At 44.2% G+C, this 18731-nt stretch carries 15 protein-coding genes; 8 read left to right on the top strand and 7 right to left on the bottom strand.

Going from position 1 to position 18731, the window contains the following annotated elements:
- Positions 1-34 precede the first annotated feature (34 nt).
- Both AAFN85_RS31010 and AAFN85_RS31005 read right to left on the bottom strand, forming a co-directional pair.
- Positions 35-763, bottom strand: coding sequence for a PH domain-containing protein (locus AAFN85_RS31010; protein WP_347531853.1), 729 nt, complete (start codon positions 761-763; stop codon positions 35-37).
- Between the two features lie 197 nt (positions 764-960).
- Positions 961-1947, bottom strand: coding sequence for an acyl transferase (locus AAFN85_RS31005; protein WP_347531852.1), 987 nt, complete (start codon positions 1945-1947; stop codon positions 961-963).
- Positions 1948-2202: 255 nt separating this feature from the next.
- Here AAFN85_RS31005 and AAFN85_RS31000 point away from each other — a divergent pair, with 255 nt between their 5' ends.
- Positions 2203-2883, top strand: a complete 681-nt coding sequence (locus AAFN85_RS31000) for a lipid-binding SYLF domain-containing protein (protein ID WP_347531851.1) — start codon at positions 2203-2205, stop codon at positions 2881-2883.
- A gap of 56 nt (positions 2884-2939) precedes the next feature.
- Here the strand turns inward: AAFN85_RS31000 and AAFN85_RS30995 are convergent, their stop codons facing one another.
- Genes AAFN85_RS30995 through AAFN85_RS30985 form a run of 3 tightly spaced genes read right to left on the bottom strand, consistent with a single transcriptional unit; the run spans position 2940 to position 6330 of the window.
- Positions 2940-3278 carry a hypothetical protein gene (locus tag AAFN85_RS30995; RefSeq protein ID WP_347531850.1) on the bottom strand — a complete coding sequence of 113 codons (339 nt, stop codon included), beginning with the start codon at positions 3276-3278 and terminating at the stop codon, positions 2940-2942.
- Positions 3279-3286: 8 nt separating this feature from the next.
- On the bottom strand, positions 3287-5722 hold the full coding sequence (locus AAFN85_RS30990) for a penicillin acylase family protein (protein WP_347531849.1): 2436 nt from the start codon (positions 5720-5722) through the stop codon (positions 3287-3289).
- 29 nt (positions 5723-5751) lie between these two features.
- Positions 5752-6330 (bottom strand): thermonuclease family protein, encoded by a 579-nt coding sequence (locus AAFN85_RS30985; protein WP_347531848.1) that lies wholly within the window; start codon positions 6328-6330, stop codon positions 5752-5754.
- Positions 6331-6555: 225 nt separating this feature from the next.
- Here AAFN85_RS30985 and AAFN85_RS30980 point away from each other — a divergent pair, with 225 nt between their 5' ends.
- Both AAFN85_RS30980 and AAFN85_RS30975 read left to right on the top strand, forming a co-directional pair.
- Positions 6556-7707: a DUF3095 domain-containing protein gene (locus AAFN85_RS30980; RefSeq protein WP_347531847.1), complete on the top strand. Its 1152-nt coding sequence runs from the start codon at positions 6556-6558 to the stop codon at positions 7705-7707.
- Positions 7708-7785: 78 nt separating this feature from the next.
- Positions 7786-8046: a (2Fe-2S) ferredoxin domain-containing protein gene (locus AAFN85_RS30975; protein ID WP_347531846.1), complete on the top strand. Its 261-nt coding sequence runs from the start codon at positions 7786-7788 to the stop codon at positions 8044-8046.
- A gap of 258 nt (positions 8047-8304) precedes the next feature.
- Here AAFN85_RS30975 and AAFN85_RS30970 read toward each other — a convergent pair whose 3' ends face one another.
- Together AAFN85_RS30970 and AAFN85_RS30965 are read right to left on the bottom strand one after the other, a co-directional pair.
- Positions 8305-8835 (bottom strand): ferritin, encoded by a 531-nt coding sequence (locus tag AAFN85_RS30970; RefSeq protein ID WP_347531845.1) that lies wholly within the window; start codon positions 8833-8835, stop codon positions 8305-8307.
- A gap of 131 nt (positions 8836-8966) precedes the next feature.
- The gene (locus AAFN85_RS30965) at positions 8967-9326 is read right to left on the bottom strand and encodes a hypothetical protein (protein ID WP_347531844.1); all 360 of its coding nucleotides are present in this window, start codon (positions 9324-9326) and stop codon (positions 8967-8969) included.
- A gap of 846 nt (positions 9327-10172) precedes the next feature.
- Between AAFN85_RS30965 and AAFN85_RS30960 the strand changes: the two genes are divergently transcribed.
- The 5 genes from AAFN85_RS30960 to AAFN85_RS30940 all read left to right on the top strand — a co-directional run bounded on the left by AAFN85_RS30960 (position 10173) and on the right by AAFN85_RS30940 (position 18639).
- The gene (locus AAFN85_RS30960; RefSeq protein ID WP_347531843.1) at positions 10173-12035 is read left to right on the top strand and encodes a glycoside hydrolase family 13 protein; all 1863 of its coding nucleotides are present in this window, start codon (positions 10173-10175) and stop codon (positions 12033-12035) included.
- Positions 12036-12078: 43 nt separating this feature from the next.
- Positions 12079-12729, top strand: coding sequence for a beta-phosphoglucomutase (gene pgmB, locus AAFN85_RS30955; protein ID WP_347531842.1), 651 nt, complete (start codon positions 12079-12081; stop codon positions 12727-12729).
- Between the two features lie 162 nt (positions 12730-12891).
- Complete coding sequence (locus AAFN85_RS30950; RefSeq protein ID WP_347531841.1) at positions 12892-15201, top strand: glycoside hydrolase family 65 protein; 2310 nt, start codon at positions 12892-12894, stop codon at positions 15199-15201.
- Complete coding sequence (locus AAFN85_RS30945) at positions 15201-17015, top strand: alpha-amylase family glycosyl hydrolase (protein ID WP_347531840.1); 1815 nt, start codon at positions 15201-15203, stop codon at positions 17013-17015. The genes AAFN85_RS30950 and AAFN85_RS30945 overlap by 1 nt, the downstream gene beginning before the upstream one ends.
- Before the next feature lie 247 nt (positions 17016-17262).
- Positions 17263-18639: an MFS transporter gene (locus tag AAFN85_RS30940; RefSeq protein WP_347531839.1), complete on the top strand. Its 1377-nt coding sequence runs from the start codon at positions 17263-17265 to the stop codon at positions 18637-18639.
- Positions 18640-18731: the final 92 nt, after the last annotated feature.

Here is an 18731-nt window from a genome sequence, read left to right as displayed (position 1 = left end):
ATGCAGTCTCTTTCAATATTTCTCAAATCGGCAATTAAAAATCGCTTAGCAGATCTAATTTTTTAGCGTTATAATCTTCTTGCGATATCAGGCCGTTATCAAACAGCAATTTTAGCTTTTTCAATTTCTCGGTAAGCTCATCTGTTTTTTGCGGAGCAGCAGCCGGTGCCGGTGTTTCCTGAACCACTGGTGCAGGCGCGGCAACCGGAGCAGGCGGTGTTACCGGGGCAGCAGGTGCAGTGTAGCCGTTTGATTGCGATGAAGCAAATGGCTGCGGTGATGCTGGCGCAACAAAAGCGGCACGGGAAGGCGAGTTTTCCAATTGAATAGCTCCCGATTCGGCACGTTTTTGTTCAAGCTCACGTTGGCGACGCGCTTCGCGCTCTATTTCCTTACGCTCTTGCGCGTATTGGTAAAGCTTGCGGCCTTGTACTTTAGGCAGATAATCAACCGCCATTTCGGCTCCGCCGGTTGTACGTACGCTGAATACTGCACCAATGATTTCCTCTTTGGTATATACGTCTACAATATCTTTCCACACAAAATCAACAAACTTTATAGATAAGCCCAGGTTTGGTGAGGTGAAAAATAATATGCGTTTGTTGGTTAAGGCTATGCAATCGGGGGAAATATTTACCACCGGTTTTTTCTGAACGGCTATATAAATGATCTCCTCGCCGGTAGACAGCAAATCGACCAAACGCGAATAAACCCTTTCAACTGCTTTTGGGTCTTGTTCTTCGGTTAAAAATTTCTCAATCATATTTTTAGCATTTTTATGATGCGCTCCAAAAATAACAATTATACCTATCAAAGAGTCAAGAATCAGGAGTTAAGAGTCAAGAAATCTTATCAACTATTGTTCGTGAGCCTAAGTCTCTTCTTATTTAGGGAACTATTTTATTCAATGTGTCACAATTTTCTTATTTCCTGCTTCTTAGCTCTTGCTTCTCAACGCTTTTAAGCTATCAGCAAATTACAGCCGCGGATATCGCTTTGATCAAACCTGCCCAATACCTCAAATGTTTTATCGAGATAAAGTTTCCCAAGGTCTTGCGTAGCGATAAATGAGCAGGAGTTGATATTGGCCAGATCGATAACGCTGATGCCGCCCGTTTTACCTGTTTGTAACGTACTTAACGGGTCGTTAGTATCGCGGATGATGATCTGCATCCATGGCGGGCATTCAAAAATACCATCGCCTTTTGAGTAGGCTTGCGATAGCAGCTCGGTCATGCCATACTCGGAGTGGATGTGTTTTATACCAAAACCTTTGCATAAAATTTCGTGCAGTTCTTCGCGGATCATCTCCTTGCGGCGGCCTTTCATTCCACCTGTTTCCATCACAATCAGTTCCGGAAAATCAAGTTGGTAATTATCAATAAAATCAAGCAAGCCGAAGGTTACGCCGATAAGTAATGTAGGTTTACCAGCTTCCTGTTGTTTTTTAAGCTGATGATAAAGCTCATCATGGTTGTACAGGAAAAAGCCGCTATCCGGATTATTTGACTGTTTGATCAAATCATCAACCATATAAATAAGCGATGATCCATCACGCTCCAAATAGGATGGAAGCAAGGCCAACACTGTGTAATTCCTGATATCGCCATAAAAAATATCAAAAGCCTTACGGAAGCTATCCTCATACCATGTTTTATCGGTAACACGGTGGCTACTGGTGATCATACCCGTAGTGCCTGAACTTGTAAAGGTAACTTCAACGGGATCATCAGTACTTAATATGGTGTGTGATTTAAAAAACTCGATAGGTAAAAACGGGATCTGTTCAACAGTTTTAACAGTATCTACATCAATACCTAATCCGCTAATAAACTGCCTGTAAACCGGATTGTTCGAAGCCTGGTAGTTGAATACCTGTAAAGAAACCTCAGCAAATTGATCCTCGCTGCTAATAGAAAATACCTGTTGTTTATCCGGTTTGTTCATTGGGTGCAAAGATAAACAACGATAAGAATTTGAACCATGATTTACTTGATTATGGGATTTTCATGATACGATGATAAATTTGATCAATTAGCTGTCATCAAGGTAATCTTCAAATCCTAAAAATCATGGTTCAAATAATCAACCATCCCTTTTGACGTTCTCATTACAAAAAATAAAAAAACAAGTGCGTGTTTTGGAGGTTAGTATTGTATTGAACGATACTAACAGTTGATCACTTTAAAATAATCAGACCCCATGAAAGCATTAAAATTATTGAGGCTTCCCCTATTGCTGAGCCTATTTTTTGTATTTACGTCGGCTAAGCCGGTGGATGACGACGCCAAGCAGACTGAACGTTTGCATAACGCATCGAACGTATTAAAAGAATTTGCCAAAATGAAGGAGAGCATCCCGCACGATCTGCTCGACCAGTATGAAGGCATTGTAATTATCCCTAAGCTTATTAATGCCGGTTTCGGCATCGGTGGTAAACGCGGAAAAGGTGTTGCCATGGTGAAATTGGGTAATGGTAAATGGAGCGACCCTGTATTTGTTACCCTTACAGGTGGTAGCTTCGGCTTACAGATCGGTGTTCAATCTGTCGATCTGGTTTTGGTGTTCCGTCACAAAGGCGTGCTGACCAAAGTTAAGAATGGCGATTTTACCATTGGTGGTGATATTTCGGCAGCGGCTGGTCCGGTAGGGCGTAGTTCTACCGCGAGCACCGATTATAAATTGCAAGCCGAAGTTTATTCTTACTCACGCAGCCGTGGTTTGTTTGCCGGTATAAGCATTAACGGTTCAAATTTGGGTATCGATAAAGACTCGAACGCGGCTTATTATGGTGCTAAAGCTACTTCGCAGGATATTTTTGCGCAGGGTACAAGCGATAAGGAAGCAGTTAAAACTTTGAAAGAAACTTTGGCTTCTTTTTAATCTCGAATTTAAATCAAATAAAAACGCCCGACTTAAATAGCCGGGCGTTTTTGTTTTTAGTGCTTTTGAAAGGCTTGTCGGAGCCATAGCCCAGATAAAGCAGACACCCCACCGACTATACCGCCTATAATCCCTGTAATGGCTAAAATATATCCCCAGGCAGGCAGCATAAATAAATGAGCTATCCGTGTAGCCATAATGTGATCATTAGGTACGCTTTTAAATAGGGCAAGAACTATCCAAACAATCAGCACCGCTGCAAAGCCCGACCAAAACGAACCTTTGGCCGTACGGCCGATAATTAAAGTGGTTAAAAACGAAATTAGGGCTACTATCCACCATGGCAAAAAATATCCGCTGGCAAATGAAAGTATTAGTATAACAAAGAATACCATGTATGTATTTATTTAGCTGTTAATGTATAGGTTGATTTAATACGCGGCGAGGCTTCGTTAGCTGATTGCATAAACAGCAATTCTTTTAACTGCCCGGTTTGCCAGGTTTTTAGCATATCGCTGTAAAAGAAACTACCCGGATTGCCCGATTCACCTCCGGGGAAAATACCGTAGCCTTTTACTTTCGGCCCCATTTGTACCACCATACGCCATGATGGGCCGTGGCCGTCATTCAACGCGTTGATGGTTGTACCAGAGCCGCCAGCCTCGAAATTGCCCGAACTAAATGCCGGTTGGCGCGAAAGGCTGGCTATTTCAAATGGCCTTACTTTGCCCCATTGCCAGTTAGGGCCAATTTTACCTTGCTTATCACTTAGTTGTTTAACAGCCGCGTTAAATGCTTTGCTAATGATATCGCCCGCCGTTTCTTTTTCGGGTGTGCGTACATCATCAAACCATTTTGAACCAGCTTCTTTAAGGATCAATTGCTCTGTTCTATCGGCCGATGGATAGTTGGTTTGCAGGTTTTTATCTGCAAATTCATCACTCCAGATCATATTGTAAGTAGCCGACCACCAGAAACCAAAAATGCTGGCCCCTATAGAGTTGGCCGCCACATCCTTATTCCACATATTAATTTGATGATACGCACTTAGCTGTGTGGCATCAAGTTTTGTTGGGTCGATAAATTTAAGCATGGCGGGTAAAATGTCCCTCGCACGGATGCTGTAGGTATCGGTTTGCAGGATGCGCATGCTATCAATCGTGGCTTTGTTCATAGCAGCAAGGCGGTTGTTGATCCGTGTACCGCGTTCATAAGGTGCAAACGACCAGTTGATGTAATACGGATATGTAGGATCGGTTGAAGATTGGTTGGCCGAACTTACAAAACCGCGTGCGGGGTTTTTAATAGTCGGATCTTGTTCAAAAGGGATAAAGCCATGCCAGTCGTTCGCCGGGTCGGTGCCATCTAAAATAAATTTGCCCTGGTCTTTAAATTTGAGTGGGTATTTTCCGTTAGGGGTGATGGCGATATCTGTTTTGCTGGCAAATACAAAGTTCGATGCCGGCGCGCTGAAATAGTGCAGCGCCTTGCGGTAATCATCATAGTTTTTGCCGGTATTTAACAGGTACATAGCCATCAGCTCATCGGATGGTTCATGAGCTATCCATCTTAACGAATGTCCTATCGGTACAAAATCATGATCGTCATCCTGTAATGCTTTGTTTTCATAAACAACGGGGCCGTGATGGGTGTAAACCACAGTATCATAAATTGGTTTTTGACCTAATACCTCGATCTTTTCAACGCGACGGGTGGTTTTGTTCCACCGGTTGTTGTACCAGTATTCATTCATGCCGCCGTCTTTAAATTTCTCCTGGTACCAGTCAAGCACATCAGCATCAACATTGGTAATACCCCAGCTGATATCATTATTAAAACCTAAAATAACGCAGGGTGCGCCCGGTAATGATACCCCGTAAACATTCATCCCCGGTGCCGAAAGTTGTATCTGGTACCAGATGGATGGCAGGGTGAGGTTAAGGTGCGGATCATTAGCTAAAATAGGATAGCCGCTGGCAGTTTTACTACCGGCAATGGCCCAGTTATTACTGCCTATTCCTTCAACACGGGGTTTAGTTTTGGCACTATCGGTCATGCTGGCTAAAAAGCTTGCTGATGGTTTTGGGATGGTTAATGGTTTAAAATAATCCCATTTGGTCCCAGTGGGGATAATCGGATCCTCATGCATCGGGTAATCCGGGAAAAGATCATTGGTAATACCCGGGCCAAATTTTTTAAGGATATTGCTCATCGCGAACTCGTTCGATCCTCCGGCCAATGTTTCAGACATCAGTTTTAATAAAAAAGCGCAATTAATGGGCTTCCAATCTTCCGGCGCATAGTTCAATAATTTAAACTCGATGGGATAGTTTTTGGGTGCAAGGCTATGGATGTACGCATTGATGCCATCTGTGTAAGACAGGATCATGTTTTTCACTATCGGATCGGCCATCATGGCTGTCAGCGTTTTCTCTGCACCGTAAACCATTCCCATGCGGCGATGGTAACGATCAATATCCAATACTTTGGGGCCTATCACTTCAGCCAATCGGCCTGAGGCCTGGCGGGTTTGGATGTCCATTTGCCAGAGTCGGTCGGTAGCCGTCATGTAGCCCTGGGCAAAGTACAGGTCATGCAGGTTATCGGCGAAGATGTGAGGGATATGGTTCTCGTCAAATTTGATGGTAACCTTACCTTGTAAGCCTTTCAGCTTCAGTTCGTGTATTTCGAGTATGTTTTTGCTTTCGGCATTTTGCCAAAAGCCTTCGGCAGGGCTCAGGAATTTTCCCAACGGAGGAGCTACGCCTAACTTACTTTGTAACGCCCAGATAAGCGCCGAAGTGATTAATATAGAGATAATTGCTTTTGTGAATTTCATAATGTGATGATGCCTATAAAGTTATGCTTTTAGGCTGCATATTCAAGCTTTGGTTTGCGCCTGTGGTAATGTTTTTTAGGTTTCGGGGTTTGAAGCGAATCTGCCTTAGGCTGTTTCTTTTCGCGGCGATATTCCCATGGCGGGGTAGGGTTCGCATCCTGCCAAAGGCCGAGGTGGTTTTGACGGGCCTGCTCCTCTAAACTGGCAAGTTCAGCGCTTTTGGAGTAAGCTTTATATTGCCAGGCGTAGCCGTTTTTCACCAGTTGATAGTTTACATTGGTACCATCAGTCAAAACAACCTGTGCCACGGTACGGCCATAACGGTCGCGCACATTGCCTATCAATTTAACCTCTTTTCCATAGCAAATATCCGAAGTGAATTTTTTAGCTGCCTGCCCAAAAGCCTGCGATTTTTCGGGGCAATCTATCTCGGCAAGGCGAACGGTAACCTCCTGGTTATCGGCGCTGAGCAGCCCGAGGGTATCACCATCTTTTACTTTAACTACTTTGTAAACATCAGCTTCGGGCTGTTTGGTATTGTTGGGGTTACAGCCGGCGAGGATGAGGATAGTTAAAGCGAGGAGTGATAGCGAGTATTTTCTTAGCATCTTATTTTTCTGAACCGTGATTTTGACCGTTGATTTAAGTGATTACGTTGATTTCGCTGATTTATAGCAAGCAGAAGATTTTTGGATTTAAGAAAAATCCTGAAATCCTAAAAATCGTCCCAAATCCTGGTTCTGCATTGTACAACATCAGCAAACATAAAAAACGCTTTGCTGCTTTTTTGCGTAAATTTAAAACAATAATTATCCCCCAAACATTAACCCGTAATGCCCGCCAATACTAACCAGTTTTATACCTCGCTCACGGTAAATAACATCCCCTTAGGTGACCTTTTTATAAGGCGGGATCTTTTTCGGAATGTGCCGGATGATTGGCATATCATCATTACCGATATCCGTAACAGTACCCTGGCAGTTCAAAATGGCGAACATGAAAACGTGAATTTTGTGGCTACCGGTAGCATTGTCACTGTGTTAAATATTGCATTTAAACAGGATATTACCGTGCCTTTCTTTTTCGGCGGAGATGGGGCAACGTTCATCGTTCCGCCACTTATTGTGGATGAGGTGATGAAAGCTTTGGCTTTGTATCGGGAAAACACACAGCGTAATTTCGGACTGGAATTGCGCACAGGTATAGTTACTGTAGGCAAAGTTTACGAAAATAACTATCAGCTGTGCATCAGTAAATATTGTACCACAGGCAATTTCACTATCCCCATTGTGTTGGGCAACGGGTTAAGTTATGCGGAAAAAATAATTAAAGGCGATAAGGAAAACCCGCATCAACATACGGCAAGCGATGGCGAACTCGACCTAAGCGGTATGAGTTGCCGTTGGGATAAGATCCCGCCGCCCGAGAATACCCAGGAGATTGTTTCTTTACTGGTTGTGGCCCGTAATGAGGAGGAGCAGGCGCAGGTATTTAAAGATGTGATTTGCCATATTGACGAAATTTATGGTACGCCCGAAAAACGGCAACCCATCTCTATTCCTCAGCTTAAACAAAATTCAACCTTTGCCCGCCTGGGTAAAGAGATGAAAGCCCGATTAGGTGAGGTAAAAGTGCTGGAACTATTGAAGGAATGGATAATAATGATTTATAGTCACATTTACTTCAGTACCAAAGACGGCAAGAAATACCTGAAGCGCTTAGTCGAAATGTCGGACACGCTGGTGATTGATGGGAAGATCAATACAGTAATATCCGGCACGGCAGCTCAGCGTAAAAAACTACAGGATGTTTTGGTGAGAATGGAGAACGAGGGCAAGTTATATTTCGGTTTCCATGTAAGTCGCGAATCTGTAATGTCGTGCTATGTACGCGACCTGGAAGATGGGCATATTCATTTTGTAGATGGATCGGAGGGAGGCTACACCAAGGCCGCCGGGTTTATTAAAAAGAAGCTGGCCGGATAGTTACATTACAGTGATGGTGTAATTAGTTAAAAATCAAATAACATATACTTAACTTTACAATCTGAAAAAATAAATCCCATGGGCAAATTCACCATACCTGATAAAGTGCTGTACGTATGTGTAGGCAGCAAATGCGGAAAACGGGGCGGCAAGGATATGTATAAACTGGCCAAATCGTACATTAAACATCACCACGGCCGCGAAGAAATAGAGGTGATAGAAACCGAATGTACTGATAGGTGCAAGTACGCGCCGATCTGCAGCATTCAGCCGGGAAATACCTGGTTAAAGGAATATCATCCTAAAGAGGTTTTGCAGGCGATGGGGTTGATAGAGTAAAAGCCTATAACTTACATTAAACTCATTTGTCATTTCGACGAACAGTGGGAGGGAATTGAGGGGAGAGTGAGGAGAAATCTTGTACGCCCTGCCTTAAAGTATGCATAGTGGCTTAGCAGGGCGTATAAGATTTCTCTTTCGCTCCAGCACACTTTCCCGCCCGTCGCTCTATCGAAATGACATTTTGGGTAAATAGAAAAAGGTTCTTTGTCGAAACAAAGAACCTTTTTTATTTACCGCCGTTTGGCGGAAACTGGCTTACGCCTCGCTATCGTATTTTATCTGACCAACGTGTTTGTCAATCTGCCACCTGCCGGTACCTTCTTCGCCAATAACTTCGAATAGTTCGAGAGCGCGACGGGCTTTGTATTCTTCTTCGCGTTGTTCTTTCAGGAACCAGTTCAGGAATTCCATGGTAACAAAATCCTGTTCTTTTAAACATTTAGCATAAATGTTTTTGATAGAGTTGGTTACGCTGATCTCCTGGTCCAAAGCCTCTTCAAACACTTCGCGGAATGAGTTATATTCCTGTTTGATGCCGGTTACCTCTGGTGATACCGCGTTGCCGCCCATGTCCAGGATATATTTGTAAAATTTCAGTTGGTGATGACGCTCTTCGTCGGCCTGTTTGAAAAAATATTCTGACGAAAAATCATAACCGTTACGGTTACACCATGAAGCCATGGCTAAATATATAGAAGAAGATAATGCTTCTTTTTTAACTTGCTGGTTTAAAAGTGATTCGATATCCGACGAGATCAGGCTTTTTATGCGGAGTAAATCTTTCATGATTTATTTTATTTAAACGTTATATGACTATTGCAGGAAATTATAATGCAATAATAATGCTGTTACAGCATATTAGTTTAATAAAAAAGCAATATGAAATTAATCTAAATTGTGTTGATAATTAGTCTAAATTACAGTGAGTTACTGTAAACACGGTCGTGGATAATGTGGTTCAATTCCAGCATCACAAAAGTACCTTCTAAAAGCTCTTTCAGGTTAATAATTTGAGCCAGTGAAAGCACGTAACAATGATCGCAGGCGCAGATAAAAATGATCTCTACATCCGGATCGGTAGTGGTATTCAATAGTTTTTGTTCGATATCGATAGCATAAACCGCCTTGCGCAGTTTCATAAAGCAGCGATGATCAAATTGGGCCACCTTACCCGCGAAGTCAACATACCAGCAGCGCTCCGCATCGCACTGGTAAACCGCACCAGTTTTGGTGCTGAAAACGTCGGTCCATAAAGTTAGTTCGGTGGTCGCAATCATATAACGGGTACAAATATTGTGTTTATTTGTAATCAATCCAAATAAACATAGAAAAATATTTTAATGTTTTACACGAATGGCTGTCAGGGCGCATAAAATTTAGACGAATTACACGAATGGTAGTGCAGAAGTTGAGGAGACAAATTAGTTGTGGTGGGAGTTTATACTATAGTACATAGTTCAATCGTAGCTGATCCCGTCAGCAGGAAAGCTTCGGGCGAAAGCGGGCAGAACGATGGTGGCCTTGAGCGCAGGAAGGGGCATAGCTACTTTTTGCAGAAGCGGGGGCTATGAGCGAATACAATAGGGCAAAATTTAGCAGCCTGTGGTTCTGCCCGGTTTGCAGGGCAAAGGCAAGCGGTGGGGGTAGCGCGTAGGCCAGTGCGCAAAGAAGCCTTCCTGGTGACTTGATTTTTGGTTCTTTTTATCAAGAAAAAGAACAAAGCCAACCCGCGGCGATTGAGCGGGCCAATGTTTTTCGGATAACAGAAAGCTATTAGAATAAGATTGTCGCCATACAAGTGTCGCAAAGCAAAGGGCTTTCGTTATTCTCGTTAAGTAACAGGCTTTGATTCAATATAACTAACACGGTCGCCCTCTTGGCCGGGCGGGGGCTAGGTACTTTTGTCTTGACACAAAAGTACCCAAAAAGTCAAGACAGGAAAAAGCTTCAGCCCGCAAGGCCATACGCCCGGCCCGCTTTTCTGTCAGGCCACCGCGCATTTAAAAAATCCCAATTAACTTATCTGTAACTTTTTCATACAAGCAATTAATTTTATTATAAATTTGGAACGTGGTTACGGGCTTACCCGTGCCCCAACCAATTATCCCAATATCATTTTTTATATGAGAAAAACCTTACTATCCGCCTTTTGCTGCTTGCTGGCTGCTTTAGGTGCAAAGGCACAAACGCCTGCTCTGGAGCGCGTTGAGCCTATGTCGTGGTGGGTTGGCATGAGTAACCCTAACCTGCAATTGGTGGTTCATGGCAGCAATATCGCCTCGCGCAATGTATCGTTAAGCTACCCCGGTGTAAAGCTTAAAGCAGTGCATAAAGTTGAAAATCCGAATTATTTATTCATCGACCTGCAAATTTTTTCATCAGCAGTTCCGGGAACGTTCCCGATAAAATTTAAAAAAGCAGGTGAAAAAGATCTCAGCTATAGCTACACGCTTAACAAACGCGATAAATCGGCAGGTCGCATCCAAGGGGTAACCAGTAAAGATGTGATCTATTTGATTATGCCAGATAGGTTTAGCAATGGCGATGCCTCGAATGATTCGTTTGATAACCTGCGCGAACGCGGCGTACACCGCGATTCGATGTATAGCCGCCATGGGGGCGACCTGCAAGGCATCATGAACCACCTCGATTACCTGAAAAATTTAGGTATCACCGCCATTTGGCTCACACCCGAAATTGAGAACGATGAGCCGCACGCTTCATACCACGGCTACGCGGTAACCGACTACTATAAAATAGACCCACGCTATGGTACTAACGAACTGTATAAAAAGTTTGTTGAAAAATGCCACGCCATGGGCCTAAAAGTTATTAAAGACCTGGTGCATAACCACGCCGGTACCGAAGGCTACCTGATCCAGGATATGCCGATGAAAAGCTGGGTACACCAATGGCCCAAATACACCAAATCCAACTTCCGCGACGCGGCGGTGATGGACCCACATGCTTCGCCAATAGACCGCAAGCTAATGCAGGATGGTTGGTTTGACCACCGCATGGCCGATGTAAATCAAAGCAATGTTTATGTGCAAAATTATCTCACCCAAAACCATATCTGGTGGGTGGAATATGCCGGTATTGATGGTTTCAGGCTGGATACCTATCCTTATAACGAGCCGGTTTACATGGCCAAATGGGCTAAAGATGTAAAAGCCGAGTTTCCGAAACTTTCCATATTTGGCGAAACGCTGGTATGGTCGGCTGCTAACCAGGCTTTCTTTACACAGGGCAATACCGTTAACCGCGGGTTTGATACCCAATTGCCGGGCATAACCGATGGTGTATTGAAAGATGCTATTTACGAAGCCATTAACGGTAAAGACGGCTGGACTGATGGCGTTGGCCGCTTATATTCGGTGGTAGCGCAGGACTTTTTATACCAGGATGCCACCCGCAATACCATATTTATGGATAACCATGACATGAGTCGCCTGTTATCGATGGTGGGCGAAGATGTTACCAAATACAAATCGGCCATGGCTATGTTGTTGACTATGCGTGGCGTGCCGCAGTTATATTATGGGGACGAGATCCTGATGAAAAACTATTCGGATCCGGATGGTTTGGTGCGCGAAGATTTTTCGGGCGGATGGGCTGGCGATAAGGATAACAAGTTTACCGCCGAAGGCCGCAGCAAAAAAGAGAACGATGCTTTTAATTATGTAAGCAAACTCGCCAACTATCGTAAAGCGACCACCGCGCTGCAAACCGGGAAGCTGATGCAGTATGTGCCTGAAAACGGCATCTACTTGTATTTCAGGTACGATGCGCTGAAAACGGTGATGGTCATTTTCAACAGCAGCGAAAAAGATCAGGAAACTACCACCTCACGCTATTTTGAACGTACCGGTGATGCTAAAAAAGCGCGGAACGTACTTACAGATGAAGTGATTAGTCTGGATAAAGTAAGCATCCCTGCAAAAACAACATTGGTGTTAGAATTAATACCGGGCGTAACACATTAAGTAATATCTTTAGGGCGTAACAACCAGCCTTTTAACAAATTAAATGAACACGATTAAAGCTTGTATTTTCGACCTTGACGGGGTGATTGTTGACACCGCCATTTACCACTATAAAGCCTGGAAAAGGCTTGCCAACTCGCTTGGTTTTGATTTTACCGAACACCAGAATGAACAACTGAAAGGCGTAAGCCGCGTACGCTCCCTACAACTGATATTAGGTTGGGGCAACGTAACCAAAACCGAAGCTGAACAGGAAGTACTGGCAACCCAAAAAAATACTTGGTACATGGAAATGGTAAACCAGATGACACCTTCCGAAATTCTGCCAGGAGCCAAAGAGTTTTTAGAAACCTGCCGCGCTGTAGGTCTCAAAATCGCCTTAGGTTCTGCCAGTAAAAATTCCATGACCATTTTGGATAAACTCGATCTGACGGATATGTTTGATGCCGTAATTGACGGTAATAAAGTAAGCAAAGCCAAACCCGATCCAGAAGTTTTCCTTGCAGGAGCACAAGCCTTAGGCATGCAGCCCGAAGAGTGCGTGGTATTTGAAGATGCCATTGCAGGCGTTGAAGCAGCCATTGCCGGGGATATGAAAGTAGTAGGCATCGGCTCGCCGGATGTGCTGGTGGGTGCCAACCTGGTTATTAAAGGTTTGGATGAGATGACTTTAGATAGATTGTATAAGTTGTAAAACCGGAGTATTGAATGTAACGTCATTGCGAGGCACGAAGCAATCGCACGGAAGCCGAGGGGCTATGCGAATCCGCCCTGTAAAGTTCGCGATTGCTTTCCCGAAACGAGTTCGGGACGGGCTGTACCTCGCAATGACGACCTAACGAAATAGAACGATTTGATGAAAAACTACATAAAAGCAGATGAGTGGAGGATTATTGAAGAAGGCTTCGATCCTCATTACAATAAAATTTCTGAAAGCATTTTCAGCTTGGGCAATGGCCGGATGGGTCAGCGTGCCAATTTTGAAGAAGCTTACAGCGGTGATACCCTTTTAGGCAACTACGTGGCCGGTGTTTACTACCCGGATAAAACCCGCGTAGGCTGGTGGAAAAACGGCTATCCGGAATACTTTGCCAAAGTACTGAACGCCGCCAACTGGGTAATTATAGATGTGCAGCTGGATGGCGAGCAACTTGATCTCGCTAAATGTGAGGTAAGTAATTTCCGCCGGGAGTTGAACATGAAGGAAGGTTACCTGAAAAGGGATTTTCGTGCCAAAACAGCATCAGGTAAAGAGGTGAAGGTAGAGGCTACCCGCTTTTGCAGCATGGCCGATGATGAAACGGGCGCTATCAAATACACTATTACGCCTTTAAACTTTAGCGGCGAGATCACTTTAACACCGGCTATTGATGGCGATGTAGTAAATAAAGACTCTAACTACGATGAAAAGTTTTGGGATGAGGTAAGTAAAGCCAATAATCCCAATGGCGGTTACATCGTAATGCGAACCAAAAAAACAGGCTTTGAAGTAGCTACAGGTATGCAATTCAGCATCCAGCAAAACGGGGAGATTATTGAACCAACTGCCGAAGCCATCGAAAAAGAAAAATACGTTGCTTCAAAAATCACTTTAAGCGCTAAAGAGGGTGAAGCGATCACTGTTATTAAATACGCCGCCAACCTTTCATCTCAAAACTATAAAGCGGAAGAACTGGTTGAGCAATTAACAGCAACTTTGGATCGCATCAGCGCCAAAGGCTTTGATACCATGTTGGCCGAACAAGCTGCTGCCTGGGCCGAAAAATGGAAGCATAATGATATTATTATTGATGGCGATATTTCTGCACAGCAGGCTATCCGCTTCAATATCTACCAGCTTAACCAAACCTACACCGGCGAGGATGACCGCCTCAACATAGGCCCTAAAGGCTTTACCGGCGAAAAATACGGCGGCTCAACCTATTGGGATACCGAGGCTTATTGTGTGCCGTTTTACCTTTCTACAGCTCCTCAAAAAGTTACCCGTAACCTGCTGTTGTACCGCTATAAACAATTAGGTAAAGCTATCGAGAATGCACAATTGCTTGGCTTTAAAAACGGGGCTGCCTTGTATCCGATGGTTACCATGGATGGTACCGAATGCCATAACGAGTGGGAGATTACTTTTGAGGAAATTCACCGTAACGGAGCTATTGCTTTTGCCATTTACAATTATGTGCGATATACTGGCGATGAGGCTTATTTAGGCGATTATGGTTTGGAAGTGTTGTTGGGGATAGCAAGGTTCTGGTCGCAAAGAGTTACATGGTCTGAGGATAGGGAGCAGTATGTAATGCTTGGCGTAACAGGGCCTAACGAGTACGAGAATAACGTAAATAATAACTGGTACACCAGCACCATTGCTACCTGGTGTATGCAATATACTGTTGAAGTTGCCGAAAAAGTAAAAGCCGAAAACCCGGAAAAATACGCCGCGCTGGTGAGCAAAACCAATCTCGACGAAGCAACCGAGTTTGGCAGGTTTAAGCACATCATCGATAAGATGTACTATCCTTATGATGAAAAGCGCCAGATCTTTTTACAGCAGGATGGATACCTTGATAAAGAGCAGATCCTCGTAAAAGACCTGTCTGCATCAGATCGCCCTATTAACCAAAAATGGAGTTGGGACAGGATCCTGCGTTCATGCTATATTAAGCAGGCTGACGTACTACAGGGCATTTACTTTTTTGAAGATCAGTACGATATTGACACCATCCGCCGCAATTATGATTTTTATGAGCCGCGTACCGTGCATGAGTCATCATTATCGCCATGTGTACATGCCATCATAGCCGCTAAGTTGGGCGATGAGGCGCGTGCTTACGAGTTTTACCTGCGTACAGCCCGTTTAGATCTGGACGATTATAACAACGATACCGAAGATGGTTGCCACATCACCTCGATGGCGGGTACCTGGATGGCTGTAGTTGAAGGGTTTGCAGGGATGCGTGTTAACGATAGCAAGCTATCGTTCCAGCCGTTTATCCCTGGCAAATGGTCGTCGTTTTCATTCCATATCGGTTTCCGTGGGGCTTTGCTGAATATTAAGGTAAGCAAGGAAGGCGTACAGATCAAAAACGCATCGGATATAGAAACTACCGTGCTGGTTTACGGAAAAGAACAGGTGGTGAAAGCCAACGATGATTTATTAGTGGAAGCCTAATGAACAGGAAATGGATTTTTGGATGCTTTGTTGGCGTAACCATGTTGCCAATGTTTACGTTTGCGCAGGTAAATCATCACAAAAAGAAAAACAAAATGGAACAAACTACCAACCATAAACTCATTATATACCAACTGCTGCCGCGCTTGTTTGGCAATACCCAAACGCTTAATAAAACCAACGGCTCGATAGAAGAAAATGGCGTAGGCAAGCTCAACGATATTAACGATAAAGCCCTTCAACAGATCAAAAAGATGGGTTTTACCCATGTTTGGTACACCGGCGTAATTGAACACGCCACCATGACCGATTATTCGCAATACGGCATCAAAGCCGACGATCCGGATATCGTAAAAGGTCGGGCAGGTTCGCCGTATGCTATTAAAGATTATTATGATATCGACCCCGATCTGGCAGTTGATGTTAAAAATCGCATCGGCGAATATGAGGCACTCATCAAACGTACCCATGCCAACGGTTTGAAGGTATTGATGGATCTGGTACCAAACCACGTCGCCCGTACCTACGGTTCGGATGTAAAACCTGCCGGTGTGCGCGATTTTGGTGAGGATGATGATAAGGGCAAAGGTTTTAGCGCCACTAATGATTTTTACTACATCCCTAACCAACCCTTCGTTGTTCCTCAAGGTTATAATCCGGGTGGCGATGAGTTTAAAAGCCCTTTAAAGGATGGTAAATTTGATGAAAACCCGGCCAAAGCTACCGGTAATGATGTTTTCAGCGCTACGCCATCTATTAACGATTGGTTTGAAACCATGAAATTGAACTATGGTGTTGATTACATGGATCATCGCCGTAACCATTTCGACCCCATCCCTCCGCTGTGGAACAAGGTTTATGATATCCTGCATTACTGGAGCGAAAAAGGTGTAGATGGTTTCCGTTGCGATATGGTGGAGATGGTACCTATCGAGTTCTGGGGTTGGGTGATCCCGAAACTGAAAGCCGAGCATCCGGGTTTAGTATTCATCGGCGAGGCCTATGATAAAGGCAAATACAGCGATTATATTTTTAAAGGCAAGTTTGATTACCTGTACGATAAGGTAGGCCTGTACGATGCCATCAAACGCCTAACCCGCGATGAGCACCACTCATCAACCTGGGAAATTAATGCGGTTTGGAACCACGATAGCAAAGGCATAGACGAGCATATGCTGCGCTTTATGGAAAACCACGATGAGCAGCGCATTGCCTGTAATGATTTCGCTGGTAACCCATGGCTGGCTGTTCCGGGGATGATCATCACTGCTACATTAAACACCGGACCGGTAATGGTATATTTCGGTCAGGAAGTAGGTGAGCCTGCCAATGGTACCGAAGGCTTTAGTGGTAACGATGGTCGTACATCGATATTTGATTATTGGGGTGTACCCGAACATCAAAAATGGGTAAACAATCACGAGTATGATGGCGCTAACCTATCTGCCGATCAGCAAAAGCTCCGTGGCTTTTACCATAATCTGCTAACCGCTGTGCATAACAGTGAAGCGCTTAAAGCAGGTGCGTTTTATGAGCTGATGATGGCTAACGAGCACCAACCGGGCTTTGATACCCGCCTGTACATTTATGCCCGTTATGCCAATAACCAGCGTATATTAGTAATAACCAATTTTAACCGGAGCGACCGTAAATTAACAGTGAAACTCCCGGAAGACCTGTTAACAAAATTAAACCAAAGCGGCCATAAACAATTCAGCGACTTGCTAAGCGGAGCCAAATTCAATACCGAGGATATAAGTAAAGGTGTTGAAGTAAGCCTGCCTGCTATGAGTGGCTTATTGCTGGAGTTTTAGAAGATACTCTTCTCCACCATGTCATTGCGAGGTACGAAGCAATCGCACGGAAGCCGAGGGGCTATGCAAATCCGCCCTGTAAAGTTCGCGATTGCTTCGTTCCTCGCAATGACGTGTGGGTGAGAACGTTTAGGACTTACGAAGTTTTAAAAACTTCGTAAGTCTGGCCTTGCTTCGTAATGAGGTGGTGGAGAATGGGGTGACATCCATTCCAAAACCACCAATGAACCAATGAACTATTGAACCAATGAACCAAAACAAACCAACCATCGCGCAAAAGCCACGATTAAGCTTTTGGCAGATCTTTAACATGAGCTTCGGCTTTTTGGGCATCCAGTTTGGTTTTGCCTTGCAAACAGGTAACGCCAGCCGCATTTTGCAAACTTTTGGTGCCGATGTGGAGCATCTGTCGTGGTTTTGGTTGGCTGCACCTATTACAGGCATGATCGTTCAGCCTATTATTGGTCATTATAGCGACAGAACGTGGAATAAGCTTGGTCGCCGTCGTCCGTATTTTTTAATGGGGGCAATCCTGTCTGGCCTGGCGCTGTTCTTTATGCCTAACTCATCTATGCTGGCGGCTATTATTCCGCCTATTGTAGTGGGAGCGGGGATGCTGATGATCATGGACGCATCGTTCAACGTGGCTATGGAACCGTTCAGGGCTTTGGTGGCCGATAATCTGCCCGATAGTCAGCATACTACCGGGTTTTCGATGCAAACCTGCCTGATAGGCGTTGGTGCTGTAATTGGCTCGTGGTTGCCTTATGTATTTGCCGAGTGGTTCGGCATCGCTAAAACGGCTGCTCCCGGTATCGTGCCCTATAACGTGTTGTACTCCTTTTATATCGGCGCGGCGGTATTGATAGGGGCCATCCTCTGGACCGTTATCCGTACTAAAGAATATCCACCCGAAGTTTATTCTACCTTTCACGAAAAAGACGAATCGGCATCAGGCCATAAAAGCGGCTTAACCGAGATTTTCAGCGATTTGGTAAATATGCCCAAAACGATGAAACAGCTGGGTTTGGTACAGTTTTTCTCCTGGTTTGCCTTGTTTTCGATGTGGGTATTTACCACCCCGGCTGTGGCTGCACATGTGTATCATATTCCCGCAAACGATACCTCATCAGTCGCCTATAACGATGCTGCCAACTGGGTAAACGTATTATTTGGTGTTTATAATTTTGTTTCGGCTATTTATGCCTTGCTGCTGCCACGCATTGTGAAAACGCTTAGCCGTAAAAAAGCGCACGCATTTTCTTTAATAATGGGCGGTTTGGGGCTTATTTCGGTATATTTTATTACCGATCCTAAATTGCTTGTCCTTTCCATGATAGGTATCGGCTTGGCCTGGGGAAGTATTTTGGCTATGCCTTACGCTATCCTATCAAGCTCAATACCAGCTAAAAAGATAGGCGTGTATATGGGCATCTTCAATTTCTTCATCACTTTCCCCCAAATTGTGAACGGAATTATCGGCGGACCGGTTGTAAAGTATCTTTATCATAACCAGGCTATCTATGCTTTGGTAATGGCTGGTGTTTTTATGTTTTTGGCGGCAGTTGCGGTATTATTTGTTAACGATGGCAAAAAAATTCAGATTATTGAGTCTGCAGATTGATTAAAAGTTAAGGAATTGGCACGGTAAATGGTTTTTTCGTTAACAACATTGTTGTATATTGCGTAGTAAGTACACTTTATACATATTTGCAG

Source organism: Mucilaginibacter sp. CAU 1740 (genome assembly GCF_039839285.1).
Classification (GTDB): domain Bacteria; phylum Bacteroidota; class Bacteroidia; order Sphingobacteriales; family Sphingobacteriaceae; genus Mucilaginibacter.
Note: the sequence above shows the minus strand (reverse complement) of the source record. Positions and strands in the feature narration are given on the sequence as shown.

Coding starts and splice junctions, on each gene's coding strand:
- AAFN85_RS31010 (WP_347531853.1), bottom strand. CDS start 763: ATGATTGAGAAATTTTTAACCGAAGAACAAGACCCAAAAGCAGTTGAA.
- AAFN85_RS31005 (WP_347531852.1), bottom strand. CDS start 1,947: ATGAACAAACCGGATAAACAACAGGTATTTTCTATTAGCAGCGAGGAT.
- AAFN85_RS31000 (WP_347531851.1), top strand. CDS start 2,203: ATGAAAGCATTAAAATTATTGAGGCTTCCCCTATTGCTGAGCCTATTT.
- AAFN85_RS30995 (WP_347531850.1), bottom strand. CDS start 3,278: ATGGTATTCTTTGTTATACTAATACTTTCATTTGCCAGCGGATATTTT.
- AAFN85_RS30990 (WP_347531849.1), bottom strand. CDS start 5,722: ATGAAATTCACAAAAGCAATTATCTCTATATTAATCACTTCGGCGCTT.
- AAFN85_RS30985 (WP_347531848.1), bottom strand. CDS start 6,330: ATGCTAAGAAAATACTCGCTATCACTCCTCGCTTTAACTATCCTCATC.
- AAFN85_RS30980 (WP_347531847.1), top strand. CDS start 6,556: ATGCCCGCCAATACTAACCAGTTTTATACCTCGCTCACGGTAAATAAC.
- AAFN85_RS30975 (WP_347531846.1), top strand. CDS start 7,786: ATGGGCAAATTCACCATACCTGATAAAGTGCTGTACGTATGTGTAGGC.
- AAFN85_RS30970 (WP_347531845.1), bottom strand. CDS start 8,835: ATGAAAGATTTACTCCGCATAAAAAGCCTGATCTCGTCGGATATCGAA.
- AAFN85_RS30965 (WP_347531844.1), bottom strand. CDS start 9,326: ATGATTGCGACCACCGAACTAACTTTATGGACCGACGTTTTCAGCACC.
- AAFN85_RS30960 (WP_347531843.1), top strand. CDS start 10,173: ATGAGAAAAACCTTACTATCCGCCTTTTGCTGCTTGCTGGCTGCTTTA.
- pgmB (WP_347531842.1), top strand. CDS start 12,079: ATGAACACGATTAAAGCTTGTATTTTCGACCTTGACGGGGTGATTGTT.
- AAFN85_RS30950 (WP_347531841.1), top strand. CDS start 12,892: ATGAAAAACTACATAAAAGCAGATGAGTGGAGGATTATTGAAGAAGGC.
- AAFN85_RS30945 (WP_347531840.1), top strand. CDS start 15,201: ATGAACAGGAAATGGATTTTTGGATGCTTTGTTGGCGTAACCATGTTG.
- AAFN85_RS30940 (WP_347531839.1), top strand. CDS start 17,263: ATGAACCAAAACAAACCAACCATCGCGCAAAAGCCACGATTAAGCTTT.